The sequence below is a fragment of the Fundidesulfovibrio butyratiphilus genome (assembly GCF_054657235.1).
Genome location: NZ_BAAHXA010000002.1, coordinates 985,449 through 1,009,373, shown reverse-complemented (window position 1 = coordinate 1,009,373; position 23,925 = coordinate 985,449). Strand labels below are relative to the sequence as shown.

The window sequence follows — 23,925 nt, the reverse complement described above, 5'->3', positions numbered from 1 at the left end:
GCGCGGACGCGGACAAACGCGCCCGGGGAACGCTTCAGGCCGTTTCAACCCGGTTGCGGCCGTGGGCCTTGGCCGCGTACAGGGCCGAATCCGCGCGGCGGATGATGTCTTCGACGGAAGCGTCCCCCGCCAACAGGCCGGTGAGGCCCAGGCTGATGGTGACGGATCGTTGCGCGTCCAGACCGGAGCGTTCCGCCAATTCGCCCTCCACCCGGCGTCTGATCCGTTCCGCCAGGGCCTGAGCGCCCCGGGCGTCGGTTTCGGGCAGCACCAGTAGGAACTCCTCCCCCCCCAGTCGCCCGAACAGGTCATAGGGCCGTATGGTCTCTTGAACGATGACCGCGAGTTGCTTGAGGACGACATCGCCCATGATATGGCCGTACCGGTCGTTGATATCCTTGAAGTGGTCCACGTCGATCATGAGGCAGGCGGCCGGGCGTTCGTTCCGGCTTGTCCGGGCGAGCTCGTCGTTGAAATGTTCGAGCACGTGGCGGCGATTGCTTATGCCGGTCAGGGGGTCGATGTGGGCGATGGCGTTGAGGGCTTCCCGGGCCATGTCCAGGCGCTTTTTCAGAAGCCGAAACGCCGTGTAGAGCAATCCGAGCAGGGAACAGGTCGTAAGGACGGAAAGCGCGATGATGACGATCATGTTTTGGCGCAACGCGCCTTCCAGGTCGGTGATGTCGAAAGAGACGTCCAATCCTCCCCGGACGTCGCCCACCTTGTAGCCCTGCTTGGCGTGACAGCTCAGGCAGGACGGCTCGATCAAGAGCGCGGACATGTACCGGAACCGGCAACCGCCTTCGCTGCGAACCTTCTCGAAATATTCGTGCTTTCCCTGCTCAAGGACCTTGAGTCCCCGCTGTTCGAACGCGTCGGGCTTGTTGGCGGGGTTCAGCAGCTTGTCGCTGGTGATGCGAAAGCTGAACAGATCGTTTCCGTGGGACAGGTCCGAAATCTCGCGCAGCATGTAGGCCGGATTTTGCAGGGTGTAGGTCTTGCCGTTGGTGGCGTAAATATCCGGGTCATGCAAAAAGGGGTTGGACTGCACCCCTGCGGACTTTTCCACGAACACGCCGCTGTGGTTGGCGTTCCACTTGCGGGTGATGATCATGGCCTGGACCAGGGAACTTCCGTGCAGGCGCATCTCTTCGTTGAGAAGGGACCGGCTGCGAATGGCCAAGCCAAGGAAAATGGTGGAGATGAACAGCGTGACAATAAGCCCGCTGGAGAAGAGAAAATGTTTGTAGGCCTTGGTTTCGAGCGTGTCCATATTCATACCGCGGAGGCTTCAACCGAATAGTGCGAAATATTTCAATGTTTTTAATTATAGCAAAATCTATGCGCTCTGTAAACCGCAGACCTCCCCTTCCGCAACGCGGGACCCGCGACCGTGACGCGTCGCCAGACCGATGAAGACGCACGGACAGCGATGTCCCCGCATGTGCCGAAACCGTATGGGGGCATAGGCAGCGCATTGCCCTCATACGGCGCAATCCATGGGAAACGCGGGAGATAGCCGGAGGAATAACGGAAGGCCGGGCTCATGTCCCAGACTCCGGGCGCATCACCCGTTCAAAAGGCCTGGTTCATCTTGACCAAAAGCGCGCCCAGGTTTTCCACTTCCTCCCGAGACAAGACAGCGGTGAGGTCGCGGGTCAGCCCGATGTGCAAGGCGTGGTGCTCCCCGAACACCGCCCGCCCGGCCTCGGTCAGGGTGACCAGAATGGAGCGCCGGTCGGTCTCGTGGGGTATGCGGACCACCAGCCCGCGTTTTTCCAGTCGGTCCACGGTTATGGTCAGGGTGCCGGTGGTCACCCCCATCTTGGCCGCCAATTCCTTCATGCGCAGGCTGGGAGACTGGCCAAGAATCTCCAACGTGTGCATCTGGGGCAGGGAAAGTCCGCTGCCGCGCACCACGGCCGCCTCCCACGAGGAAAGCTTCTCGTAGAATTCGATGACCTGGGCGCTCAAGATTTCCAGTTCGTCCATTCCTTTTTCTATCCCGGCTCGCGGGCTTTCGCAACGGTGCGCTGCCCTGCGAGGCGACCTCCCCCTTTTGGTCGCGGACCACGTTGCCGGGACGCCCGGGGTGTGCCATCATGGGGACAGGGCGAAGCGAGCGCAAACAGGTTTCGCCGCGCGTCACTTCGCTCTTACGTGAAAGGCGCTTCCAGTATAACGTATAGTTCCAAATTAAGAATAATTCTCGAAGGAGATACCTCATGAGCGACCGTACAGGCCTTGTCACCATGCTGGGCAACCCCATGACCCTGACCGGAACCCCTGTGCTGGTGGGCAAAAAGGCCCCCGACTTCGCCCTGGTCGACAACGATATGGCCCCCAAAACCCTTGCCGACTACGCCGGCAAGGTGCTCATCGTGTCCGCGGTGCCTTCGCTGGATACCCCCATCTGCGACATGGAGACCCGCCGCTTCAACGCCGAGGCCTCGAAACTCGGGTCGGACGTCATGGTGCTCACCGTGAGCATGGACCTGCCCTTTGCCCAAAAGCGCTGGTGCGCCGCCGCCGGCATCGACCAGGTGGTCACGCTCTCGGACTACCGCGACGCCTCCTTCGGCCAGAACTGGGGCGTGCTCATCAAGGAGCTGCGCCTGCTGGCCCGGTGCGTGTTCGTGGTCGCCAAGGACGGAACCGTGAAATACATGGAGCTGGTGCCGGAAATCGCCTCCGAACCTAACTACGACGCGGCCTTGGAAGCGGCCAAGGCGCTGATGTAGTGTTTCGCGAGCGGCAATCGCACGCGGAATTTGCACGAATCGCAGGTTGAAAAGCCGGTAAACACGGGGAGATTCCGGGCGCAAGGCCGCAAAAGCATTGCGCTGGCGGGCCGGCGTCGAAGAGATGCCTCCGGCGGCCAAAGGGCTCGCGCCCTCTGGACTCCCCCTCGGCTTCGCGACGCGAACAGACGAATCGCGTTGTTTTGCAGAAGCCTGCCTGTTTTTCGTACACGCAGTGCGAGACGCGAAGGATCAATACTTACAAATGCCGCCAGGGCGAAAGCCCTGGCGGCCTTTTCGCGTTGCGGAAATAAGGGACGGGCAGAGGCCTTGCCCATAACCGGCCAAAAATCCGCCCTGCCGGTCACAACGGATTATTCCGACAAGCGAACCCAGTTTGTCGTTGCGTGGCGCTATGGTTGCTTTGGGCCTCTATCTCTTGCTCGGTCTTGTGGATGCCGACTCCGTTGGCTTCAACGTCCTTGAGCGAAAACGCCCTGGACCTTTCGCCGCTCTAGCGTGCTGGCAAATCGAAAATGTCATGCCCAAGAATCCCTGCGCCTCGTTGGCGAAATCAGCCAACCGAATCCAGTTGGGGCCGTACTCCCGGTGAGCAGAAAACTTACCGGACGTGGCGGGTCTCAGAATCTTTGTGTTTTTCCATCTGATCCTGTCCCCCCAATCGGAGCTCCTTCGCCCTCTGACAAGGTTCAAACGGACAAGCTATAGTATATGCGCAGCACCTATCAGGTCTTCATTTCGACGTCCAGCAGGACGAAGGAGGAAAATCGAAAGTATTTTCCTTTTATCTCATTATGTTCGGGTGTTGTTGGTTCAACAGATTGGCTCCGTCTTTCCTGGGGGCTCATAACACCACGAATTATTGAGAGAAATATAATGCACCTTCAATATTGACCGGTGCGTGCAAGTACTGTAAGAAATTATTTATAAGGTTGATTAAATTTCAGGCAGAAGTCCATGTTCAAAAGGTTTGCCAAGTCTCTGAGAGATCCGCTCTCCGCGCCTTCTGATTGGGAGCAAATTCCGGTGTGGAAAGCACTTGTACTGACGGTTTTACCCGTTCTGCTGGCGCTTCCTCTAAGCTATGTTGTCATAGTAACAATAAATAGATTTGTACGGGGATGAAATGTATCGAGGCGGAAGCTATTTGTTTTATTTTGTCGACATGTTGCTTTCCTCTGTTTATATCTTTGTTGTTGCATTTTATTTTTTAGGAAAAATTTTTGTATGGTGTATCTAATGTGAAATCATGCCCGAGCGCTTCTACGATTCACATTAGAATTGACGGTGATTTATGTTTGTTTGTATTACTATTTCATACTTCCATATTTCGCCATATGTAATAAATAAATGCAAAAACCACCTCATAGGTGCGTATTGATTTTCTCGATGAATCCTCCGACGCTCCTCCCACGCCAAGGGGGGAACCAATTGGTCCTGCTCGACAAGCCGAGCGGCAGAACGCCATGTGGATCTGCTGCCGCTGGAAGTCACGCCAATTAATTGAGCTTCGTATTGAACCAGTTGACCAAACACGGGTGGTCAACTGGCCGTTGAGAGAGTCAATTCTTACAGAAGAGTTCAAAAGACTTGCGACTGCGCGCAAGAAAAAGTCCAGCCTGAAACGTAGTTCCTATACGCAAGAACTTGGCTTTTTTTGAAACAACGCAGTCAGCGAGAAGTTTTCAACAGGCCGCTAAAGCGCCGACGCCTGGCGCTTGCCAACCGGGGGAGCTGTTCTGGCCTGGTGCAGCCGATCGGCCACGGTCATGACGGCCAGCACGTAGAGATCGGAGTGGTTGTAGGCGTAGATCACGGCCTTTTGCCGTTCGGTGTCGATTCCGGGCTTCCAGCCGTGGCCCACCAGATAGTTCGCGATGCTCACGATGGCGTCCTCGGCCTTGAACAAGTCGGCCTGAGGCGCGCCGTTGAGGGCCACGCCGAATTTCAGGGCGTTGGTGGGCATGAACTGACAGATGCCTATGGCCCCGTAGATGGAGCCGGGGATGGTGAGCGGCGACTGTCCCAAGGCCTTGGAGTACAGAATCAGGGCCTTGAGTTCGGCGTACGCCCAGTCGGACTTTTCCTTGGCCGAGGCGTCGGCGAAGGTCGCCCGTTCCGGGGCCGTGCCCAGGCGCTTGAGGTGGGGCCGTATGCTGGCCAGGGAGTCGCAGGCCGCCATACTGGCCAGCACGGGAAAGGCCTGGTCGTTGCCCAGGAAGGTGCCCAGCTTGGTTTCCACCAGCATGAGCGCCACAATGACGTCTTGCGGAACGCCGTAGCGGTCCTGGGCCTGGCGCAGGGCGGCGGCGTTGGTCCGGGCGAAATCGTTGGCCCAGTTGAGCACCCAGGGTTTGAGAAAATAAGCGTAATTGCTGCGTTGCAGGGTGCGCTTGCTGGGTGGCCCCTTGGGCTCGAACTGCTTGGTGAGCATCCGGTCCACTTTGTGGGCCATGATGGAGGCGTCCAGATTGACGGAAGGATCTTGAAACAGGGCGGCCATTTCGGTCCGGTCGAAGCCGTCGGCCGCGAGCCGGTCGATGAGGGGAATCCAGGCGGAGTCCTGCGCCGTGGCCGGGCGGCTGTCCGCTGTGACGGTCAGGGCCAGAAGGACCAGCGACGCCAGCAGGGCGTGTCGGAGGATGTTGCGCATTTGGGACGCATCATGCCCGATATTCGCCTCGATGTCCACTGCCGCGGGCCTTGCCTGGCGAAGCCGGCAAGGGTATGGGGCGGCCATGGGGACCCCGGAGGCCATGCGTCGAAAAGGCGAGCGAAACACTTCGGGCCTGCTGCTCGCGGTCCTGGCCCTGGTCGTGCTGGCGGGATGCGCCGGCGAGATCCCGGGCCCGCAGCGCCGCCAGGTATACAAGGAAAGCGTGCTCGAAACGGCCCGGCAACAGATCGGCGTGCCCTACCGCAGCGGAGGGGAGTCCCCCCGCGAGGGGTTCGACTGTTCGGGGCTCGTGCAGTGGACCTACGCCCGGCACGGCGTCAAGCTGCCCCGCCGCACGGAGGACCAACTCAAGGCGGGACGCCCGGTCTCCAAAAGCGACCTCATCCCCGGGGACTTGGTGTTCTTCAATGTCAGCCGCAAACGCTGGGGGCTGCACGTGGGAATCTATTCCGGCAAGGGGCGCTTCATCCACAGCCCCACGCCCGGCTCCCGGGTGCGTGAGGAATCGCTGGACATCCGCTACTGGGTGCGCACCTACATCGGAGCCAGACGCGTCGACTCCCTGTCCCGCTAGCCGGCCCGAGAAAAAGCCGATTCGCGCGGCCTGTTCAACGCAAAGCCCGGACCACGCGCTACATGCGGTTGACGGGGATGTTGGCGTAAAACTCTTCCCAGTCGTCCTCCATGAGGTCGGCGAAATCCTCCAGTCCGTAGACGCTCTGGCAGCGCACGCAGCGCAACAGCGCCCGGGTGCAACGATGGCCCGGCCGCAACGAACCGCCGCAGCGGGTGCATACCGGAGATTTGCGAACTGTCGACGTGGGGGGAACGGAAACGGTGTGCATGAGGTCTTCCTGAAACGAAAGAGTATGCGCGGGAAGCATCCCGCGTCCGGCCAGCAGTAGTCAATCGAACGGAAAAAGGCTAGAGTCGAATCTATCGGCCGAAACCTCGGCCGCAAGGAAGCGTGCCCCGATGATCGACATTCTCGGCTCCACCGGCGTCCCGGACGACCTGACCGGAACGCCCCTGCTCCAAAAGGTCGCCGGCCTGGTAAACCAGGACTTGGCCGTGGCCGCGGGACGGTATTTCTCGGGGTTTTCCGCCCGGCAACAGGCCATGGGCCTGCGCCAGGGCGTTTCGCTGTTGCGCGTTCCCGAAGTCGACCTGGGCGCGCTCATGGACCTGGGCTCCTGACAGAATTTCCCCCCATGCATGACTCGTTCTCCAAAATTCGCCCGGCCTTGACCAAGGCCAAGCGCGTGGTGGTCAAAGTCGGCAGCGCCGTGCTCACCTCGGGCAACGGCCTCGACATGGACGTGGTGGCCAGCCTGGCCAAGGACTTGAGCGCCATGCAACGGCAAGGGCGCGACGTGCTGCTCGTCAGCAGCGGAGCCGTGGCCGCCGGCAGGGCCGTCATCCGCCAGCGCGAGCTTTCCGCCCTGCCCGACCGCCAGGCCGCCTCGGCCATCGGACAAAGCCGGCTCATGCACGCCTACGACCAGTGCTTCGCCACGCACGACGTGGTCACGGCCCAACTGCTGCTCACCCGAGACGACCTGGAGCACCGCGAACGCTGCCTGAACGTGCGCCATACCCTGCGCACGCTCTTTTCCTGGCGCGTGCTGCCCATCATCAACGAAAACGACACCGTGGCCGTGCAGGAACTGGTCTATGGCGACAACGACAGCCTTTCCGGCTTTTTGGCCGGCATCGTGGGGGCGGACCTGTTCGTCAACCTCACCTCGGCCAAGGGAGTCTTCGAGGGCAACCCGGCCGTGAACCCGGACGCCAAACGCCTGAGCCTCATCGAGGACATCGCCTCCCTGGACCTGGAAACCCTGTGCCAAGGCAAGACCGACGCCGGAACCGGCGGCATGTACTCCAAGCTGCTGGCCGCCAAGCGCGTGGCTCAACTCGGCGTGCCCACAATCATTGTGGCCGGACGCGAACCGGACCGCCTGCGTCGCGTCTTCGAGGGCGAAGACCTCGGCACCTGGGTGCTGCCCGAAGGCCGCGCCATCAACCGGCGCAAATACTGGCTGGCCTACGCCTCGGACCCCAAAGGCGAATTGCGAATCGACCAGGGCGCGGCCAAGGCCCTGCGCCAGGGCGGCAAAAGCCTGCTGCCCGCCGGCATCGTGCAGGTCGATGGAGAGTTCGAAAAGGGCGCGGCCGTGCGCATCCTCGACGACCAGGGACACGCTGTGGGCGTGGGCCTGGCCAACTACGAAGCCGCCGACCTGAACAAGATCATGGGGCTCAAATCGAACCGTATCGCGCAGGTGCTGGGACAAGCCCCCTACCCGGAAGCCATCCACCGCGACAACATGGTGCTGGACGCCGCGCTGTAGGCAGCGAGCGAAGGAAGAATCACGAGGGAAGATCGGGGGAGGCACCCTTGTGAACAAAAGGCGCCTCCCCCGAACCCCCTCCTCCAAAAAACTTCTCCGTGGGGGGAAGGGGAGCAAAACGCGCCAGCAGTATCGGCGCCACGTTGTTCTCGGCGCTACGTTGCGGGGAAACAGGCCATGCGGGGGAGCGGGTCGTACAAGACGGCGTGTTCCCCCGATGCAATTTGTGCGGTCCGGTCGTCGCGTGGGCCGCCGGGATCTACCAGTTGCCCTCGCCCTTGGTGTGTTCGAGAATGTCGTCGTAGCGGAAGGTCTTGGCGCTGTGCCCTCCGTGAGCCAACTCGATACGCGTGAGACTGCGTTCGTCCTCGTCAAAAAGGTCGAGATGACCGCCTTCCCCCGGAGCGAGCAACACGGCCGCCGCTTCGAGAAAGGGATCGGGATCGAAATAGAACCCCTCGTGCTCGATTTCCAGCCGTTTGCCCTCTATGCCGCCCGCGTCGTCGGGCAGGACGGCCAACAACGCGGCAAGCGTGGCCGGCGAGGACGACTCCACCTGACCATAGACCCGCAGAACCGTGCGAACGCTCAATGCGTGGAGGCTTCACCGGCCTCGGCCAACAACTGGTCGGCGATGCGCAGGTCGTAGAGCAGCAGGGGATTGGCCGCGCGCCCGCGCTCCTTGTACAGGGCCGCCGCGCGTTGGATCTCATCGTAGGGCACCCAGCCGTGGCGATCCCACACCTCGGGCAGGTCCAGGTTGTGCATCCGAAATTCCACGGCTCCGAAAATCTTGCGCACGTACATGCGAATGCGCTTGTTCTCGGGAGCGGGATAATAGTACAATCCGCGGTCGTCCTTCATGAGGGGCTCCTTGAAAAAGCCTCTTTTACCCAACCGCGCCCCAAATGAAAAGTGCGGGGAGAAGCGGAAACGTTGGGAAGGAAGAGGAAGGTTTGGGGGAAGGGACCTTTTGTCAACAAAAGGTCCCTTCCCCCAAACCCCCATCCTCCCAAAAACTTCACGTTGGGGTGCGTAGCCCGCGCGGCGCGGTGTCGGCCGGCCCGGGGCTGGCGTTCGCAATATCCGCCCCCCTACGAACCCCACGCCAACCACAGACAAGCCAAAAAGTTTTTTGGTGGGGGGAGATCGGGGAGGGGAGCCCCTTTTTTTCAAAAAAGGGGCTCCCCTCCCCGATCTCCCCCCCCTTCCCCCTCTACCGATTCCCCGCCTATTCCAGCGGCGCAAGTCCGAAAAAGGAGCGAGCGTTGTCGCCGGTGACGCGCCAGACGTCTTCCACGGGAAGGTTTTTCACCTTGGCGACGCAGGCGGCGGTAAAGACGTTGAAGGCCGGTTCATTGGGCTTGCCCCGATAGGGTTCCGGGGTGAGGAAGGGCGAATCGGATTCGAGGACCAGGCGTCCCAGGTCGATCTCGGCCACGGCTCGTCGCAGGTCTTCGTTTTTGGGGTAGGTCACGGGTCCGGGAACGGACAGGGTATAGCCCCGCGCCAAGAGTTCGCGGGCCACGTCGGGCCCTTCGCCAAAGCAGTGCCAGAGCACCCGTTCGCCCGGGAACTTGCTGTCATCAAGCACGCGCAGGCTTTCGGCCGTGGCCTGGCGGCTGTGGATGACCACGGGCTTGTCGAACTGGCGGGCCAACTCCAACTGCTCGCGGAAAAGCGGGAGTTGCACTTCCGGCGAGGTGTGGTCGCGATAGAAGTCGAGACCGATCTCTCCGACGGCCTTGAGTCGTTGGTCCTTGGCGAAAAATTGGGCCATTTCGGCCAATTGATCCATGGAATCGGCCTTGACGTCGTTGGGATGAATGCCCAAAGTGAAGTCGACGCCTGCATGCGCTCCCAGTACGGAAGCTCCCGCCCGGTAGGCCTCAAGTCCCAGGAATACGTTGACGATTCGGTCCACGCCGGCCAGTTTGGCCCGGTGGACGGTCTGGGCGATCTTGCCCGGGTCGAGCCAGTTGTAATCGAGGTGGGCGTGGGTTTCCACCCCCACCGCGGGCAGTCCCAGGGACTGCGGGTCCGGTCGCTGAGTATGTGCGCTCATGGCCGGCGGGTATACCAAGCGGACGCCGCACGCAATGAAAAAACCGCCCCGCTGCCGAGGCGGGCAAACTCCCGAAGAAAAAAACATATGTCTGATTGGATAGCTTCCCTGGTTGGCTCTGTCGACGCACGCCATGCGGCGGCCCTGTGGCGCGCCGGGGCGGCCGGCGTCCTGGGTCTGGCGCTTTCGGCCCTGCACGTTCGTTTCAAGGACAAGGGCGCGGCCGGCGTGATCGACCTGTTGCGCTGGTTGGCCCTGCTTTGGACCCTGGAGACCCTGCGCCCTGTGATCCTGACCGGCCGTTTGGAGGCCCTGACCCTCACCGTGGAGGGGCTCTTCGCCTGGCTGGCGGTTCGGGCCGCCCTGCACGGGGTGTACGCCGAAATATTTCTCGGCCGGGTGCGACGCGTCACGGTCAACCCCATCGTGCTCAATCTGGTGTCGTTCGCCGCCATGGGCATGGTGGTCCTCTGGGTGCTCAACACCGCCTTCGACGTCCGCCTGGGCGCGCTGCTCACCTCGTCCGCCATACTCACCGCCGTGGTGGGCTTTTCCATGCAGGACACCATCGGCAGCCTGTTTTCGGGTCTGCTCATCCATATGGAGAAGCCCTTCAAACCGGGCAATTGGATCAAAACCGGCGACCAGGAGGGCAAGGTCGTCGAAATCACTTGGCGGTATACCAAACTGCGCACCCTGGACGAGACGCTGGTGCTCATCCCCAACAACGCCATCGCCAAGGAGCGTCTGACCAACCTGACCGAGCCCATCCCCCAGGTGCGGCTCATGCAGGACGTGCCCGCCCCGTTGGGCATTCCGCCGGTCAAGGTGCGAAGCGCCCTGGAAAACGCCCTGCGCAAGTGCTCCCACGTGGCCGCGCGTCCGGCCCCGTCCGTGCGCCTGTGCGAAATCACCCCGAGCCGGGCCGTCTACCGCCTGGCCTACTTCATTGAGGACTACGCCCAGTCCCGCGCGGCCCGAAACGAGGCGCTTTCCGCCGTATGGTACGAATTTCTGCGCCAGGGGATCGACTTTCCCGCCGAACGGCGCGAGATCATCCAGTCGAAAACCTGTTCCGCCAACGCGGGCCAGACTGCGGAGATGCTTGCCCAGGCGCCCCTTTTCTCGGGCATGCAGCCCGCGGAGCTCGAACTGTTGGTCAGTTGTTCGGCCAACCGGTCGTACCCGGACGGAGCGGTCATCGTACAGAAAGGCCAGCGCGGGGACACCTTGTTTCTCATTGTTTCGGGCCTAGTTTCCGTGCGCCTGGGCGACCGGGAGTTGTCCCGCCTGGGACCGGGCGAGGTGTTCGGCGAGATGGCCCTGCTCACCGGAGAACCCCGTCAGGCCGACGTGGTGGCCATGGAACGCACCGTGTGCCTGGAAGTGGACCGCGAGGCCTTCCGCGTGGTGCTGGAAAAAAACCCCGTGCTCTCCAACAACGTAAAAAGCGTCTTCAAGGCCAGGGACGGCGAACGGCGCGCCAAGCCCAGCCAGACCCGCAAGAACGGCGACGAGGGTCTGTTCGAGGTGTTCCGCAAGCTCTTCTGGTGAACGCGGGGTCGCCCCGGAACGCCCGGCCCGCTGGACGCCGGAGCCGCTTTGCCCTAGGGTCCGCCGCATGAGCGCGCACGTCAAACAGATCGCCAAGGACGCCTCCATCGTGGGCGGAGCCACCCTGCTGTCGCGGGTGCTGGGATTTTTCCGCGACGTCATCGTGGCCGCCGTGCTTGGCGCGGGTCCGGCCGCCGACGCCTTCTACGTGGCCTACCGCCTGCCCAACATGCTGCGCCGGCTCTTTGCCGAAGGGTCCATGACCATGGCCTTCGTGCCGGTGTTCTCCAGGCTGCGCCAGGAAGGCGGAGACGCCCCGGCCTTCGCCATGACCCGCTCGGCCCTGGCCTGGCTGCTCATGATTTTGGGCGTGGTCACCGCGCTGGCCCTGTGGCAGGCCGAACCCATCACCCTGCTCATCGCTCCGGGGTTCGCCAAGGAGCCGGCCCAGTTCGCCCTGACCGTGGATCTGGTGCGCATCGTGTTTCCCTACATCATTCAGATTTCCATCGTGGCCCTGTGCATGGGCGCGCTCAACGCCATGGGCCACTTTCTGGCCCCGGCCCTGGCCACCAGCGAACTCAACACCGCCATCATCATCGGGGCGGGCGTGGCTTGGCTCTTCGGGCTCAACGTCCCCCACGCCCTGGCCTGGTCGGTCATCGTGGGTGGATTCGGGCAGATTCTCATGCAGGCCCCGGCGCTCAAGCGTTTCGGATTCCGCTGGCGCGGCCCCTGGCGGCTGGCGGACAAGGGCGTGATCGACATGGGCAAGCTCATGCTGCCCACCGTGTTCGGCGCGGCCATCTACCAGGTCAACATCGTGGTGGGCACGCTTCTGGCTTCGTTTCTGCCCGCCGGCTCCATCTCGGCCCTGTACTACGCCGACCGGCTGGTGCAGTTTCCCCTGGGCGTTTTCGGGGTGGCCGTGGGCACCGTGGCCCTGCCCAGCCTGGCCCGCCTGGCCGCCCGGGCCGACCACGGCGAATTCGCCACGACCCTGCGCTCCTCCGTGGACCTCACCCTCTTCATCTGTCTGCCCGCCACGGCCGGCCTGGTGGCCCTGGCCGATCCCATGGTGCACGTACTCTTCGGCCGGGGAGCCTTCACCCCCCAGGCCGCCCAGGCCACCTCGGCCGCGCTCGTCGCCTACTGCGTGGGCCTGCCGGCCTTCGCCTGCGTGCGCCCCCTGGTCTCGGCCTTCTACGCCCTGTCCGACACCAAGACCCCGGTGCGGGTGGGCGCGGTGTGCCTGGTCGTCAACGTGGTCCTGGCCGTGGGACTCATGTTTCCCTTCGACCAGGTGGGCTTGGCCCTGGCCACGTCGATTTCCTCTTGGGCCAACGTCTGGCTGCTCGGCCGGGAACTCGGCCTGCGCTATCCGGGGCTGTGGCGTCCCTCGCGCACGCTGGCGGTCTCCACCGCGCTCTCGGTGCTGGTGGGCCTGGGCGCGCACCTGACGGCCGATCACCCCTGGCTGTCCCTGGGGCTCATTCTGGTCTGGGCCGCCGCGTACATGGCCGCCTCCGCCCTGCTCAAAGTGGAGGAAGCCACGTTGCTGCTGGGCTTTCTCAAGAACAAGACCCTGGCCAGGCTGCGTCGCGCGTGAGACTCCGGTGCCGGTACTCGCACCCCTAGCCTTTTCCCATTTCGACTGGCGAAACCCCGACCTGTCCCCGGACAAGACCTGCGCCCCGCCCCTGGAAAGCCTGACTCCGGCCGACAAGGCCCTGTACGCGGCCAAAAGCCCCTACAACATCGTGCATGCGGACCAGCCGCACGCCCCCCGAGCGGCCGCACGCCTGATCGGGGCGTGGCGCGACCAGGGCGCGCTCATCAAGCGCCAACCCGCCTACTATCTCATGCGCAGCCACTTTCCCGATCCGGCCGATCCCGACCGGCCCCTGGTGCGGTGGAGCGTGTTCGGCGGGCTGCGGGTGGGCAGCCCCGGTGTGCTCCCCCTGGAGACCGCGGGGCCCCAGGACGTGGCCATACGCCTGGCCGCCCTGCGCGAAGCCAAGGCCCAGCTTTCGCCGATTTTCGCCCTGTTCGACCTGCCGGACGTTCACCTGGCCAACATGGGCCGCGAGGTGCAGGGCCTGCTCCAACCCCTGGCCGTGCTTCGCGACAACGACGCCGTTCACCGACTCTGGCGCCTGCCCGCCCGGCACGAATCGGACCTGGGCCGGGCCCTGGCCGGAGCCGAGGTCATCGTGGTTTCGGGAACGGAATTTTTCGAGGCGGCCCGCATTCATCGAGAAGAACAGGGCGGCGGCGAGTTCTATCCCTGGGACTTCGCCTGCGCCTGCCTGGCAAGCGTGTCCGAGCCGGGCCTGGTCGTCCAGGCGCGCCCCGTGCTCATCGGCCCCCACTCCAAAGTGGATTTTTCCTTCGCCTTGCAAGCCGCGACCGAACGTTTCGACATCCTCCCCATGGAGGACCTGTCCGAACTCCACGCCTGTCCGGACCAGGGCGCGTTCGCCCTGGAACACAAGGGCGTTCTCCACCTGTTGCGCCCCAAATCCAAGCCCGACCTCGCGCCGGTGCGGCAGGTGCTGGACGCCCTGTCCCAGCGCCAGGCGCTATGCGTTTTCTGGCGGCGCTACCTGCGCCTCGGCGGACACCATACCCCCAAAACAGCGGACGACCCGACCCAGGCCCGCCTGGCCCAAGCGGAAGAACGGGCCCAGGCCGCGCTCTATCCCAAGCCCCCCACCCCCCGCACCCTGGTCTTGGCCGCACGTCTGGGCGTGACCCTGCCCCCCGGAACCGTACGGCTGGCCGCCGCGCCCCCGGCCGGACTCGTCACCCACCTACCGCGTTGATCGCCATGAATTCGCCAGAAGACGCCAGGGCTTTCTTTCCCCGGGGCCTGGTCCAGCCCCGGACCGGATACCGCTTCTCCCTGGACCCGCTGCTTTTGGCCGCCTTCGTCAAGCCCGGCAAGCGCGCCCGACTGCTGGATCTGGGCGCGGGCTGCGGCGTGGCCGGCTTGGCCGCCCTGCTCCTCAACCCGGAACGCGACCTCATCGTCCTGGGGGTGGACATCGACCCGGAGCAGGCACGGGCCTCCCGACAGAACGCCCGTCTGTTGGGCTTCGCCGACGCCTGCCAGACCCAGGAACTGGACCTGCGCCGCGTGCGCGAAGTTCTGCCGCCCGAAGGATTCGACCTGGTCCTGGCCAATCCGCCCTATCGCCCCCTGGGCACGGGGCACGTCTGCCCGAATCCCGGCCGGGCCGGGTCACGGGACGAATCCACCGCCACCTTGCGGGACTTTCTCCAGGCCGCGTCCTTCACCCTGGCCAACCGGGGCCGTTTCGCCACGGTGTTTCCGGCGTGGCGGCTCGTCGAATTGCTGGCCGGATGCCAGCTCGCGCGCCTGACGCCCAAACGGCTGCGCCTTGTCCACTCGCGCCTGGAGGAAAACGCCCGCCTGGTTCTTCTGGAGGCGGTAAAAAACGCGGGCGAGGAACTGACCGTGGAGCCTCCGCTCGTCCTCTACGAGAACACGGGCAAAGACACCCGGCTCACCGACCGGGCCCTGGAATTCTGTCCATTTCTGGGAGCGGGACGAGAGCAATCGCCCCCGCTGTAGCGACCGCAAAAAAGGACTTGTCCGTGCGCCCTCCCCCGGCGATAACGTCGACGGCGGACGCGCATGCAGCGTCCCGTACGTCGCGCGCGGGCCGAGACTCAATCCGGCAACGGCGCGGGAAACCCGAAACGCGAAGGAGCCGGCATGGCGCTATGGTTTTCGAAAAGGCTCAATCACATCGGTGAAGTCCTCGACCGCATCGAGGACCCGGAAGCCGTGCAGGCGGCCCTGGGCTTCCTGGAAGCCCCTCCCATGGAGCTCAACACCATCTGCCGCATGCGCCTCTACGCCGAAACCCTGCCCAAGGCCCAGGAGTGCCCGCTTACCACGGCGCAACGCCATCTCCATTTTCTGTGGGACTACTTCGACAAACTCCCGCTGTCGCTCATCGTGGGGTTCGCCATTCCGTTCCGCCGGCTCCTGGCCGAGCGCTTGTTCGGAAAATGCGGCCCGGCGCTCATCGCCGAAGAAAACGTCCGCTTCAACTTCGGACCGCTGCTCGAAGTGGGCGAAGGCGTGTTCTTCAACCGCAACGTGTTCATCGACTCCAAGGGCGGGGTGAAACTGGGCGACGGCGTGGCCCTGGCCGAAGACGTGCGCATCATGACGCACACCCACAGCGAGTCCTCGCACATCGAGCGGGAATACAAGCCGGTGGTGGTGGGGGACTACGCCAAGGTCTATTCCGGGGCCATGCTGTTTCCCGGCGTCACGGTGGGACGCCAAGCCATCGTCGCGGCCGGGGCGCTGGTGACCCGGGACGTGCCGGACAACATGGTTGTGGCCGGACGCCCGGCCCAGGTAATCCGGGAAAGACGCACCGAAGGCAAGGAAGGGGCGGATCTGGACCACATCTGGCTGTTCTGAACCAACTCGCGCGCGGGTTTGGGCAAAGGCCGCCCGGCGGCTTTTCCCGCCACGCCCCGCCGAACGTTCTCCAGGCCCGCCGCGCCGGGGGAAGGAGGGGAGTCCCTCCCGCGCGGCGCGGCGGACCGGCCGTCACGTCTGCGGCTGCTCGACCAGGGGCTGAATCACCCCTCCCCGCAGGGCGTTGCGAAACCCCGGGGCCTTTTCGATCAAGTCCAGGATGAGCAGCACGGCGTACATGTTCTTGCGGTTGGTGGCGTCCACCGCCTGCAAGACATAGTTGCGCAGATGCGAGCAGGCCTCGCGCAACTCCGACTGGCTCCGGGGTTGTCCCTCAAGCGCCGCGTCGAGCAGGTTCAAGAGCAGGTAGGCCCATACGTCCTCGTAATAGAGGTAGTAGTTGAGCACCTCCCTGATCTTGAGCACACCGAAGACCACGTTTTCCAGCTTGCTGTAATCTCTGGACCAAATCTGGCTGTCGTTGATGTGGGGCTCCCCGGACCCGGGGTCCTGGGGCGGGGCATCGACCTGATACTTTCGGGTGAGATACGCTTCCAATGCAATAACCTTGGCCATGGGCGACTCCTTGGGCATGAGGACATCCTTGTCTGACCGCGCCGGGCGCGGACTCTTCCCTAAGGCCTCTGTTCGGTTGAACCGTGGAAAACTTAACCCCCGGAACGCCCTCCGGGTCGGGCGAAGCCGACGGCAAGCGGAGGAAATCCGCCCAGGTGACACACGCCCGGACACCCCGTCCACGGTGGCGGCCAAGAGCCCCCCGCGGCGATAGCCGGAAAAACGGCCCGCCGAACGGGCCATCCGTTTCGTCAGGATTTGGGAAAGAGGTCTTTAAGGCTGCGCGTGGGAAAGTAGCCGGGCAACACCCGGGAAAGACCCTCGCGGGGCAGACCGAAATGGCTCAGACAGATTTCGGCCACCACTTCCCGGCTGTCGACGGTTACGGCCAAGTCGGCTCCATCCGTCAGTTTTTCGGGTTCAAGGCCCGGCCAGTCACCCAAAAAACGCCCTCCGGCCGTTCGTCCGCCAAACACCATGGCCATGCCGCCGTAGCCGTTTTCCGTGCCCCCGTAATCGTTTTCCGCCAGGGACCGGCCAAACTCCGAAACGACCAGCACCACCGTGTCGTCGAGCGCAGGCCCCAGGCCCGTGGCCAGCCCGGCCAATCCCCGGCCCAGGGAATACAACACCTCGGCCAGGTGCCCCTTGCCGGCGCCCTGGGCCGTATGGCTGTCCACCCCGCCCAGCCCCAGGAACACCAGTCGCGTCGCGGGTTTTTTCTTGACGTATTCCACGATTTTTCCCGCCAGGTCCGGCAAGGCGTGCACCGAGGGCGCATCGCCCGTAGACCCCCGTATCTCGCGCTCCAGGGCGGTGAGCTTGCTGCGCAACAGGACCTGGGACTGGCGATAGGCCTTGTCCAGCGGACTTCCGCCCGTATAGAGATGGTCCAGCGCGGCAAAGAACTCGGGGCGCTCGACCGGCCAGCCGGCCCGGGGGAACCCCTGGGGCGCGATGTTCACCGTGCCGCTCCCTCCCTGGCAGATGAGCGGAGTCCGGGGCGCGAGGGACAAGGTCTTGGCCCCCGAGCCCAGAAGCGGCAAAAGCCGTCCTATCCAGCCGTCGCGGGGATAGCGGTCCAGGGGCAGACCGGATTCGAAGGCCTTCTGCGCGTCCAGATGCACCCGCTGCGGGGCCGGAAGGCCCACGCCGCGCACCAGGGCCAGGCCGCCGGACTTCCAGAAATCGAGCAGGGGGGCCAAGGCCGGATGCAGGCCGAAATCCCCGGCCAAGGGAAGCGCTCCCCCGGGTTGTCCGGGCGGGGGCAAGGCGATGGAGGGCCGTTGGCCGTAGTAGCGGGCCAGGCCCACCGGGGGCACGGCGGAGAGCCAATCCAGCCCGCCGCGCAAAAAGATCGTGATCAGCCGTTTCACGCCGTCGCTTTTGGGTCCGGCCTGGGCTTGGCCATTTTCCCGCGAGACGGGAGCGTCGCTCCCCGGACCGCCCGGGGGGGTGGCCGTGTCCGGCGCGGGGTTGTCGGGCGCGGTCCCGTCCCGCTTCCGGCCGGGCTGGGGCGCGGCCGTTCCCAGACGCGCCCCGCCCAGGGCGCACAGGGCCGAGGCGGTCAGGGCGGAGAGAAAACGGCGGCGATTCACGGGGCGCTCCTTGGCGTTTGGTTCAATACGACTGGGCCTGCGGTCCGGCCAGCAGCACCGCGGCCTTGAGATGCAGGGTGCAGGCGTCCATGACCCGGCGCGTCTGGGCGTCCGGTTCAAACCCCAGGGTTTTGGCCAAGAGGCCCGGGTCCAGGGGCGCGGGAGGCTTGTAGGCCGCCGGCGGCGCCACCGGGTCCGGTCCCCAGCCGTCAAGCGTCCCCTCCCCGGCCTTGGCCGCGAACAGCAGACGCTTGAGCTGCCCCTCGGCGGTGAGCCAGGAGTCCCGGTCGTCCTTGTATCCCTGGGAGCTTGGACAGTCGTAGAGGGGCTGCCCCATGTCGGCGATGGTCCGGACCAGGCCGGAAACGTCCGTCACGGGACGCCCGGCGGCCCGCACGGTCCCCAGCACATAGCGCAGGGGCGGTTTGAAGGCGTCGCCCATGACCTTGGGATCGAAAAATTCCCGACTGTCGAAAAGCGCGGCCAACACGGCCTTGATGTCGCCCTTGGTATCCAGAAAGGATTTGACCAGACGTTCTTCCAGATCCTTGCCCGGATCCTGGCCCAGAAAGCGCCGGGCCAGCTTGCGGCTTATGAAGTGGGCCGTTTCGGGCCGAAGGGCCAGAAGCTCCAGGGCTTTCTCGCCCTCGTGTATGCCCCCGCCCTTGATGACCACGCCCAGCAGGGTCTTGTCCCTGGATTCGTGTCGACGTTCGTCGAAAACAAAGCCGTTGCGATCCGTGGCCGCGCGCGGCGAGCCGATGCTCCAACCGGCCAGCATCCGGGCCAGGGCCACGACGTCGGCGGGCTTGAAGCTCCTGGGCCCCATGGTCTGGGAGGCGAGGATCTCGCGGGCGTGGGCGTCGATGAGCGGCCTGGGCCGTCCCTTGCCCTGGGGGCTCTCCGGCGCGGCGCTTTGCCAGTTGTCGTAGGCGATGAGCATGGCCGGATGCTTGGTCACGGCCAGGAGCAGTTCGGGAAACTTGCCCATGGCGTTTGGCCGTATGGCCTCCCGTTCGAAGGAGCCCACCCAGAGATGGTCGAGCCCCTTGCGGGCCGAGATGTTGAAGTGATTGTACCAGAAGTCGATCATGAGCTCCTGGAGTTGACGCGGCGAAAGGATGGCCCGCCAGAGTTTGGCCTGGGCCGCTTCGTTCAGCACCACGGCGGCCTTTTTGCGGGCGGCCTTGATCTCGTCCAGGGTGGGGCGGGTGCGGGGACCGCCGGGAGCCTTGGGGCCGTACGCCCGAAAAAGGCGGACGGTATCCATCTCCTGGGTCTTCAGGGGAGCGATGCGCCGAAGCAACTCGTCCGGCTCGGCCAGGGTCTCGGGAGCGAGCTGCTCGGCCACCCAGGCCCTGACGCCCATGGACGCGGCCCGGTCGATCTCGCCCGGGGCCGGGCCGAACGTGAGACGGTTGACCGCATGCGCGGCCTGCGCCCGGGTGTCGACCTCCTGGGCCATGGCCCAGGACCCGAACGTCAGGACTATCAAAACTCCCAGTAGCCAGAATCGCGCCGCCATGGGCAAGCAGATAGCCCGAGCCGGGAGGGGATGGCAATTTTTTTCGGACCGTTTGGCCGAACCGCCGGGGCCGGAAGGGGCGAATCCGAGGCCGCCGGCGCCACCCGCCGCATCCTCGCCCAAAGGCCTCTCGCGGCCTCTCAGCGTCGCCGTCTCGTCCCTCCGGGCAAGCGGCTCATGACCCAGGCCGTGGCCTTTTCCAAAAACGCGGCTTCGCGCACGGTGACCAACCACGCCAGGACCATCAACGTGAAAAAGCGCAGCCAGGGAGAAAAGGCCTGGGTCACCAGATCCAGATAGCTCATGATGGGCTGATGGAGCAGGTAGATGGCGTAGGAGGCCAGCGAAAGCCAGAGCACCATGGGCCGTCGTCCCAGGCTCGCCGTGTGCGGCAGGGCGAAGAGAACGACGAAAAGGGCCATGGTCCAGGCCAATCCGGCGAACCAGGGCGTGGGCGCGCCGGAGACAAGCGAGAGCGCAAGGCACAGGGCGCAGGCCCCGAAGATGAGCCCGGCCAGGGATTTGTCCACGATCCAGACCCGGCCCGGGCATTCCCGCCACAGGCTGGCCATCCACATGCCGACGCAAAATTCCGGCAGGCGCGCGGGCAGGTTGACCGAAAAGAGAAAGGACACGGTCGAGCCCAGACCGTCCGGCGCGCCACGGCTCCACATCTGGAGCAACTCCATGAGGGGCCAGGCCACCAGAGTGACGGCCAGGGTCACGCGAGCCGGACCAAACCGGCGAAAATACTTGAGCAGCAGCGGAAACGCCAAGGTGAACTGGAGCATGAGCCCCAACCACCAGTAGGCCGCGGTGTTGGAATAAAACGACTGCGGCCACAGGGAGTCGAGGAACAACAAATGGCGCAGGACGTCGGGGATCCAGTCTCCGGGCGCGGTCACGCGAAAGACCACGGCGTTGGCCAGGGCCACGAAGGCCACGCACAGGTAGTACCGGGGGCACAGGCGCGACAGCCGGCGAGGGAGATAATCCCTGTAGCGGGGAACCGGTGCGGCCTTGTCGCCCATAAAAGGCAGGGCCAAAAGAAAGCTGGTCATGAGGTTGAAGGCCACCACGCCCAGGGAAAGGTCCGAAAAGAAATGGCCGAGCACCGTGCCCGCCAGGGCCTGGGTCAGGGGCGCGTTGCCCATGGCGGCATGGTGGACGAAAATACCCGCCACGGCCAGCGCCCTGATGGCGTGCAACTGGGGAATGTCTTTGCTCACGCGGGCCTCCTTTTGCGCTGGCCGTTTGTACGCGAGGCCAGGGTTCAGGGCAAGGCGCGGGGGAGCGATCCTGTGTGGAAATCCGGCCGGTTCGCCCTGGGGAAGCCGTAACGAGAACGGCGACGAGAGCGCACGTGTCGCGCTTCGGCCGGGCCACGCGCGGATCCGTGCGCACTTCCGCATCGGACGTTGGGAGAGACTCAGGCCTCCCTTAACAGCCCGCCCCAAAAGTCGAGTCTTGCAGACTGTTCAAAAAACGTGCTGTCAAGGCGCGAGAAAAAGTCAAGCCCGAAGCGGAGTTGGCATCCGTTGAGGGGTTGAGTTTTTCGCAGCAACGCAGCCAGCAAGGATTTTTCAACAGGCTGTTAAGGAGGCCCGCAAACTTTCCGAGAAAAGACGGCTACCGTTCGGTGGCCATTTCGGTCTTGCGATCGTACTCGCGTCGTTCGGACAGGGCTTTCTGGTATTGCGCGTTCAAATGCTTGTAGGCTTCCAGGGCCTTGTCCTTGGCCTGCCGATAGAGCGCGGCCTGTTCCGGCATGCCGTCCTGAACGGCCTCGCGCTCGGACATTTCATACCGCTGGTAGGCGTAGAGTTGGTTTTTGGCCTTGTGCTCCATTTTTTCCAGCTGTTCGCGAGTCCAATAGTCGCGGGCCTGAACAGGGAGAGCCAAGCCCGATCCGAGCAGAACGAACGCCGCAAACACGGCGGCCGCGAAACGTTTCATAAGCGAAATCCTCCTCTGCGGAATACCCCGGACTGACGCCCCGAGGGCCTCCATCACTTTGAAAAGGGTAGCATGGGCCGCGACCGCGAACAATCGTTAGCATATTACTCTTTGTTCATGTACCCGTAATCTCCGGGAGATCTTTTCCGGCCGGGAAAGCGAAAAGGGGTTGTCCCTGGTACGGAAGAATTGGTAGGGTCAAAAAAACAGCGCAGCGCGCAGGCGAGGCAGTCATGAACGCATCAGTTAGAAAATGGACCTGGGCGGCCGTCTTGGCCTTGTCGCTAACGGGTTTCGCCCTGCCGGCCCTGGCGGAAACGTCCGACGACTATATGGACCTTCTGCCGGATCAACTCGAAGAGCGCATCGCCCAGGAACGCCAAGTCTACAAGCGCACCATGGACGAACTCAGAATCTTGGAAAACGGTCCCATGGACAAGTCGAGCGAGCTCTACCGCACCCAGCTCGACCGACTCATCGGCGAAGCCGAACGCAGCAAGGTGACGCTCGACTGTCTGAAGGAAGCCTTCAAGGCCAGAAAGCAGGAATTTCGCCGCTGATCAGGGCGACGCTTGGTCTTTTCCGGCCGGGCCGCGGACACCGGTGTCCGTTGCCCGGTCATTTTGTTTGGGCTTTTTTCCGCTGAAAGGCGCGCAACGGCCTCACGCCCGAAGCGTCGCGGCAGATGTCGAGGCCCGAACCGTTGAGAAGCCGGGCGGCCGACGGCGAATGGTCAACACCCGCTACTCCCTGGCCGCCAGCCATCCGCCCAGAGCGCTCATGGCCAGGGTCATCCCTCCCATGACCAGGGCTTCCTCGATGGGCGGCGGGGACAGCCTGATCCACAACGGGGCCTCGTACAACACTCCGGCCAGGGCGGTTTGCAGAAGCTTGAGCGCTCCCAGGCCCGCCACAGCCCCAACCAGACCGGTGCAGGCGGCGCTCACGGCCCAGGGCAGACGCACGAACCACTCCTGCGCCCCCACCAGACGCATGATCTCCACCTCGGCGCGCTGCCCCTCCAGGGTGAGACGGGCCGCGAAGTACGCCACCAGGGCGATCACCAGCGAAAGCGAAACCGAAAGCGGAGCCAGGGCCTTGATCGACAACGCCCGCAGGGCCAGGGCCACATCGAGCTGCAAAGGGCTCATGCGCACCTTGTCCACTCCGGGCAGGGCGCGCAGTCGTTCGAGAAAGGCCCGGGCCTGGCCGGTATCCGGGCTGTTCACGGAAAAGGTGACCAGGGCCGTGGCCGGCATGGGGTTGACGCCCCCCAGCCACGAAAAGTCATAATCCGGCCCCAACGTCTTCTTCAGGCTTTCCAGGGCCAGCTCGGGAGTGAAAAACACCGCGTCGCGCACGCCCTCCGTTTCCCGTATGTCCTCCCACTGCTTGCGCACCTGGGCCGCGTCCGTTCCCGGCTTCCAGTAGGCCTGAAACTGGGCGCTGCCCTGGTGACGATACAGATGGCGGTCGAGATTGTGCAGAAACATGCCGAACGCGCCCGCCAAGAAGCAGGTCAGGGCCAGGGCCGTGGCGGCCATGGCGTGCACGCCGGGATTGTGGGCGATCTGGGCCAGGGCCCGGGCCAAGGCCCGCTTGAGAAGAATCACGGCAGGGCCTCCCAGCCGGCCGGTTTGTCGAATCGACCGTCGCCGCCGGCGTCGGCCACCAGATGGCCGGCTTCAAGGTGCAGCACCCTGGCCCTGGGGTTGGCCCGCACCAGATCCTGGTTGTGGGTGGCCATGAGGATGGTCACCCCATGGGCGTGGAACTGCTTGAAGACTTCCATGAGCTGGCTGGACATGGCCCGATCCAGGTTGCCGGTGGGCTCGTCGGCCAAAATCACCTGGGGACCGCCGGCCATGGCCCGGGCAATGGCCACGCGCTGCTGTTCGCCGCCGGAAAGGCTCACGCAGGGCAGGTCGGCCTGGCGTTCGAGCCGCAGGGAGACCAGAACCGAATCCACCCGGCGGGCGATGGTCTCGTTCGGCAGGCCGCGCACCTCCAGGGGAAGGCGCACGTTTTCGCGCACCGTGCGGTCGGGCAGGATCTTGAAATCCTGAAACACCACCGACACGTCACGTCGCAGAAACGGCAGATCGGCCCGGCTCAGGGTGCGCAGGTCGAACCCGGCGATGAACCCCGCCCCCTGGGAGAGGGACAGTTCACCGTGCAGCAGACGCAAAAGGGTGGTCTTGCCCGCGCCGGAGGGTCCGGTCAAAAAGGCGAATTCACCCTTGTTCACGGTAAAGCTCACCGCGCGCAACGCGGCGTGCGCCCCGAAATTGTGGGAGAGCGATACGGCCCGTATCATGGCCCTGTGCCTGCCTCGTGATGCGGTCTCGAAAAAGGATGCCTATGCTTTTTCCGGCCAAAGTAAAGGGGGGCGC

At 64.1% G+C, this 23,925-nt stretch carries 24 protein-coding genes; 10 read left to right on the top strand and 14 right to left on the bottom strand.

Going from position 1 to position 23,925, the window contains the following annotated elements; all coding sequences use genetic code 11:
* Positions 1–34: 34 nt before the first annotated feature.
* Positions 35–1,279 (bottom strand): diguanylate cyclase, encoded by a 1,245-nt coding sequence (locus tag ACYQ01_RS15525; RefSeq protein WP_459934769.1) that lies wholly within the window; start codon positions 1,277–1,279, stop codon positions 35–37.
* Positions 1,280–1,575: 296 nt separating this feature from the next.
* Complete coding sequence (locus tag ACYQ01_RS15520) at positions 1,576–1,992, bottom strand: MarR family winged helix-turn-helix transcriptional regulator (RefSeq protein ID WP_459934768.1); 417 nt, start codon at positions 1,990–1,992, stop codon at positions 1,576–1,578.
* Positions 1,993–2,225: 233 nt separating this feature from the next.
* Between ACYQ01_RS15520 and tpx the strand changes: the two genes are divergently transcribed.
* Positions 2,226–2,741 (top strand): thiol peroxidase, encoded by a 516-nt coding sequence (tpx, locus tag ACYQ01_RS15515; RefSeq protein ID WP_459934767.1) that lies wholly within the window; start codon positions 2,226–2,228, stop codon positions 2,739–2,741.
* Between the two features lie 1,717 nt (positions 2,742–4,458).
* Here tpx and ACYQ01_RS15510 read toward each other — a convergent pair.
* Positions 4,459–5,415 (bottom strand): lytic murein transglycosylase, encoded by a 957-nt coding sequence (locus ACYQ01_RS15510; protein ID WP_459934766.1) that lies wholly within the window; start codon positions 5,413–5,415, stop codon positions 4,459–4,461.
* 103 nt (positions 5,416–5,518) lie between these two features.
* On the opposite strand from ACYQ01_RS15510, the gene ACYQ01_RS15505 reads away from it, so the two are divergent.
* Complete coding sequence (locus ACYQ01_RS15505) at positions 5,519–6,013, top strand: C40 family peptidase (RefSeq protein WP_459934765.1); 495 nt, start codon at positions 5,519–5,521, stop codon at positions 6,011–6,013.
* A gap of 58 nt (positions 6,014–6,071) precedes the next feature.
* Here ACYQ01_RS15505 and ACYQ01_RS15500 read toward each other — a convergent pair whose 3' ends face one another.
* Entirely contained in the window at positions 6,072–6,284 is a 213-nt protein-coding gene (locus tag ACYQ01_RS15500; protein ID WP_459934764.1) for a dual CXXC motif small (seleno)protein, read from the bottom strand.
* A 130-nt stretch (positions 6,285–6,414) separates the two neighbouring features.
* Between ACYQ01_RS15500 and ACYQ01_RS15495 the strand changes: the two genes are divergently transcribed.
* A complete protein-coding gene (locus tag ACYQ01_RS15495; protein WP_459934763.1) occupies positions 6,415–6,636 on the top strand; it encodes a hypothetical protein in 222 nt (73 codons plus the stop codon).
* Between the two features lie 14 nt (positions 6,637–6,650).
* Complete coding sequence (proB, locus tag ACYQ01_RS15490) at positions 6,651–7,793, top strand: glutamate 5-kinase (RefSeq protein WP_459934762.1); 1,143 nt, start codon at positions 6,651–6,653, stop codon at positions 7,791–7,793.
* A 259-nt stretch (positions 7,794–8,052) separates the two neighbouring features.
* On the opposite strand, the gene ACYQ01_RS15485 is transcribed toward proB, so the two are convergent.
* The 3 genes from ACYQ01_RS15485 to ACYQ01_RS15475 form a co-directional block, all read right to left on the bottom strand.
* Positions 8,053–8,385, bottom strand: coding sequence for a hypothetical protein (locus ACYQ01_RS15485; RefSeq protein WP_459934761.1), 333 nt, complete (start codon positions 8,383–8,385; stop codon positions 8,053–8,055).
* Positions 8,382–8,657: a hypothetical protein gene (locus ACYQ01_RS15480; protein ID WP_459934760.1), complete on the bottom strand. Its 276-nt coding sequence runs from the start codon at positions 8,655–8,657 to the stop codon at positions 8,382–8,384. The genes ACYQ01_RS15485 and ACYQ01_RS15480 overlap by 4 nt, the downstream gene beginning before the upstream one ends.
* A gap of 367 nt (positions 8,658–9,024) precedes the next feature.
* On the bottom strand, positions 9,025–9,858 hold the full coding sequence (locus tag ACYQ01_RS15475; protein ID WP_459934759.1) for a TatD family hydrolase: 834 nt from the start codon (positions 9,856–9,858) through the stop codon (positions 9,025–9,027).
* An 87-nt stretch (positions 9,859–9,945) separates the two neighbouring features.
* Between ACYQ01_RS15475 and ACYQ01_RS15470 the strand changes: the two genes are divergently transcribed.
* The 5 genes from ACYQ01_RS15470 (at position 9,946) to ACYQ01_RS15450 (ending at position 15,877) form a co-directional block, all read left to right on the top strand.
* Entirely contained in the window at positions 9,946–11,412 is a 1,467-nt protein-coding gene (locus ACYQ01_RS15470) for a cyclic nucleotide-binding domain-containing protein (RefSeq protein WP_459934758.1), read from the top strand.
* A 67-nt stretch (positions 11,413–11,479) separates the two neighbouring features.
* Positions 11,480–13,021, top strand: a complete 1,542-nt coding sequence (gene murJ / locus ACYQ01_RS15465) for a murein biosynthesis integral membrane protein MurJ (protein WP_459934757.1) — start codon at positions 11,480–11,482, stop codon at positions 13,019–13,021.
* 7 nt (positions 13,022–13,028) lie between these two features.
* The gene (locus tag ACYQ01_RS15460; protein WP_459934756.1) at positions 13,029–14,237 is read left to right on the top strand and encodes a DUF1015 family protein; all 1,209 of its coding nucleotides are present in this window, start codon (positions 13,029–13,031) and stop codon (positions 14,235–14,237) included.
* A 5-nt stretch (positions 14,238–14,242) separates the two neighbouring features.
* Positions 14,243–15,010 (top strand): tRNA1(Val) (adenine(37)-N6)-methyltransferase, encoded by a 768-nt coding sequence (locus tag ACYQ01_RS15455; RefSeq protein ID WP_459934755.1) that lies wholly within the window; start codon positions 14,243–14,245, stop codon positions 15,008–15,010.
* 144 nt (positions 15,011–15,154) lie between these two features.
* Positions 15,155–15,877 carry an acyltransferase gene (locus ACYQ01_RS15450; RefSeq protein ID WP_459934754.1) on the top strand — a complete coding sequence of 241 codons (723 nt, stop codon included), beginning with the start codon at positions 15,155–15,157 and terminating at the stop codon, positions 15,875–15,877.
* A 132-nt stretch (positions 15,878–16,009) separates the two neighbouring features.
* Here ACYQ01_RS15450 and ACYQ01_RS15445 read toward each other — a convergent pair whose 3' ends face one another.
* The 5 genes from ACYQ01_RS15445 to ACYQ01_RS15425 form a co-directional block, all read right to left on the bottom strand.
* Positions 16,010–16,471 carry a hypothetical protein gene (locus ACYQ01_RS15445; protein WP_459934753.1) on the bottom strand — a complete coding sequence of 154 codons (462 nt, stop codon included), beginning with the start codon at positions 16,469–16,471 and terminating at the stop codon, positions 16,010–16,012.
* Between the two features lie 233 nt (positions 16,472–16,704).
* Entirely contained in the window at positions 16,705–18,051 is a 1,347-nt protein-coding gene (locus ACYQ01_RS15440; RefSeq protein WP_459934752.1) for a DUF1501 domain-containing protein, read from the bottom strand.
* A 22-nt stretch (positions 18,052–18,073) separates the two neighbouring features.
* Positions 18,074–19,546 carry a DUF1800 domain-containing protein gene (locus ACYQ01_RS15435; protein WP_459934751.1) on the bottom strand — a complete coding sequence of 491 codons (1,473 nt, stop codon included), beginning with the start codon at positions 19,544–19,546 and terminating at the stop codon, positions 18,074–18,076.
* Positions 19,547–19,716: 170 nt separating this feature from the next.
* On the bottom strand, positions 19,717–20,805 hold the full coding sequence (locus tag ACYQ01_RS15430; RefSeq protein ID WP_459934750.1) for an acyltransferase family protein: 1,089 nt from the start codon (positions 20,803–20,805) through the stop codon (positions 19,717–19,719).
* 400 nt (positions 20,806–21,205) lie between these two features.
* Complete coding sequence (locus tag ACYQ01_RS15425; protein ID WP_459934749.1) at positions 21,206–21,532, bottom strand: hypothetical protein; 327 nt, start codon at positions 21,530–21,532, stop codon at positions 21,206–21,208.
* 233 nt (positions 21,533–21,765) lie between these two features.
* On the opposite strand from ACYQ01_RS15425, the gene ACYQ01_RS15420 reads away from it, so the two are divergent.
* Entirely contained in the window at positions 21,766–22,092 is a 327-nt protein-coding gene (locus ACYQ01_RS15420; RefSeq protein WP_459934748.1) for a hypothetical protein, read from the top strand.
* A 183-nt stretch (positions 22,093–22,275) separates the two neighbouring features.
* Here the strand turns inward: ACYQ01_RS15420 and ACYQ01_RS15415 are convergent, their stop codons facing one another.
* Both ACYQ01_RS15415 and ACYQ01_RS15410 read right to left on the bottom strand, forming a co-directional pair.
* On the bottom strand, positions 22,276–23,145 hold the full coding sequence (locus tag ACYQ01_RS15415) for a cell division protein FtsX (RefSeq protein ID WP_459934747.1): 870 nt from the start codon (positions 23,143–23,145) through the stop codon (positions 22,276–22,278).
* Complete coding sequence (locus ACYQ01_RS15410) at positions 23,142–23,849, bottom strand: cell division ATP-binding protein FtsE (protein ID WP_459934746.1); 708 nt, start codon at positions 23,847–23,849, stop codon at positions 23,142–23,144. The genes ACYQ01_RS15415 and ACYQ01_RS15410 overlap by 4 nt, the downstream gene beginning before the upstream one ends.
* Between the last annotated feature and the right edge of the window lie 76 nt (positions 23,850–23,925).

What these genes read in the sequence shown, in the direction of transcription:
- ACYQ01_RS15455 (WP_459934755.1), top strand. Translation starts at nt 14,243, where the DNA reads ATGAATTCGCCAGAAGACGCCAGGGCTTTCTTTCCCCGGGGCCTGGTC.
- ACYQ01_RS15475 (WP_459934759.1), bottom strand. Translation starts at nt 9,858, where the DNA reads ATGAGCGCACATACTCAGCGACCGGACCCGCAGTCCCTGGGACTGCCC.
- ACYQ01_RS15425 (WP_459934749.1), bottom strand. Translation starts at nt 21,532, where the DNA reads ATGAAACGTTTCGCGGCCGCCGTGTTTGCGGCGTTCGTTCTGCTCGGA.
- ACYQ01_RS15510 (WP_459934766.1), bottom strand. Translation starts at nt 5,415, where the DNA reads ATGCGCAACATCCTCCGACACGCCCTGCTGGCGTCGCTGGTCCTTCTG.
- ACYQ01_RS15450 (WP_459934754.1), top strand. Translation starts at nt 15,155, where the DNA reads ATGGCGCTATGGTTTTCGAAAAGGCTCAATCACATCGGTGAAGTCCTC.
- ACYQ01_RS15470 (WP_459934758.1), top strand. Translation starts at nt 9,946, where the DNA reads ATGTCTGATTGGATAGCTTCCCTGGTTGGCTCTGTCGACGCACGCCAT.
- ACYQ01_RS15500 (WP_459934764.1), bottom strand. Translation starts at nt 6,284, where the DNA reads ATGCACACCGTTTCCGTTCCCCCCACGTCGACAGTTCGCAAATCTCCG.
- ACYQ01_RS15410 (WP_459934746.1), bottom strand. Translation starts at nt 23,849, where the DNA reads ATGATACGGGCCGTATCGCTCTCCCACAATTTCGGGGCGCACGCCGCG.
- ACYQ01_RS15445 (WP_459934753.1), bottom strand. Translation starts at nt 16,471, where the DNA reads ATGCCCAAGGAGTCGCCCATGGCCAAGGTTATTGCATTGGAAGCGTAT.
- ACYQ01_RS15525 (WP_459934769.1), bottom strand. Translation starts at nt 1,279, where the DNA reads ATGAATATGGACACGCTCGAAACCAAGGCCTACAAACATTTTCTCTTC.
- murJ (WP_459934757.1), top strand. Translation starts at nt 11,480, where the DNA reads ATGAGCGCGCACGTCAAACAGATCGCCAAGGACGCCTCCATCGTGGGC.
- ACYQ01_RS15505 (WP_459934765.1), top strand. Translation starts at nt 5,519, where the DNA reads ATGCGTCGAAAAGGCGAGCGAAACACTTCGGGCCTGCTGCTCGCGGTC.
- ACYQ01_RS15420 (WP_459934748.1), top strand. Translation starts at nt 21,766, where the DNA reads ATGAACGCATCAGTTAGAAAATGGACCTGGGCGGCCGTCTTGGCCTTG.
- tpx (WP_459934767.1), top strand. Translation starts at nt 2,226, where the DNA reads ATGAGCGACCGTACAGGCCTTGTCACCATGCTGGGCAACCCCATGACC.
- ACYQ01_RS15520 (WP_459934768.1), bottom strand. Translation starts at nt 1,992, where the DNA reads ATGGACGAACTGGAAATCTTGAGCGCCCAGGTCATCGAATTCTACGAG.
- proB (WP_459934762.1), top strand. Translation starts at nt 6,651, where the DNA reads ATGCATGACTCGTTCTCCAAAATTCGCCCGGCCTTGACCAAGGCCAAG.
- ACYQ01_RS15495 (WP_459934763.1), top strand. Translation starts at nt 6,415, where the DNA reads ATGATCGACATTCTCGGCTCCACCGGCGTCCCGGACGACCTGACCGGA.
- ACYQ01_RS15480 (WP_459934760.1), bottom strand. Translation starts at nt 8,657, where the DNA reads ATGAAGGACGACCGCGGATTGTACTATTATCCCGCTCCCGAGAACAAG.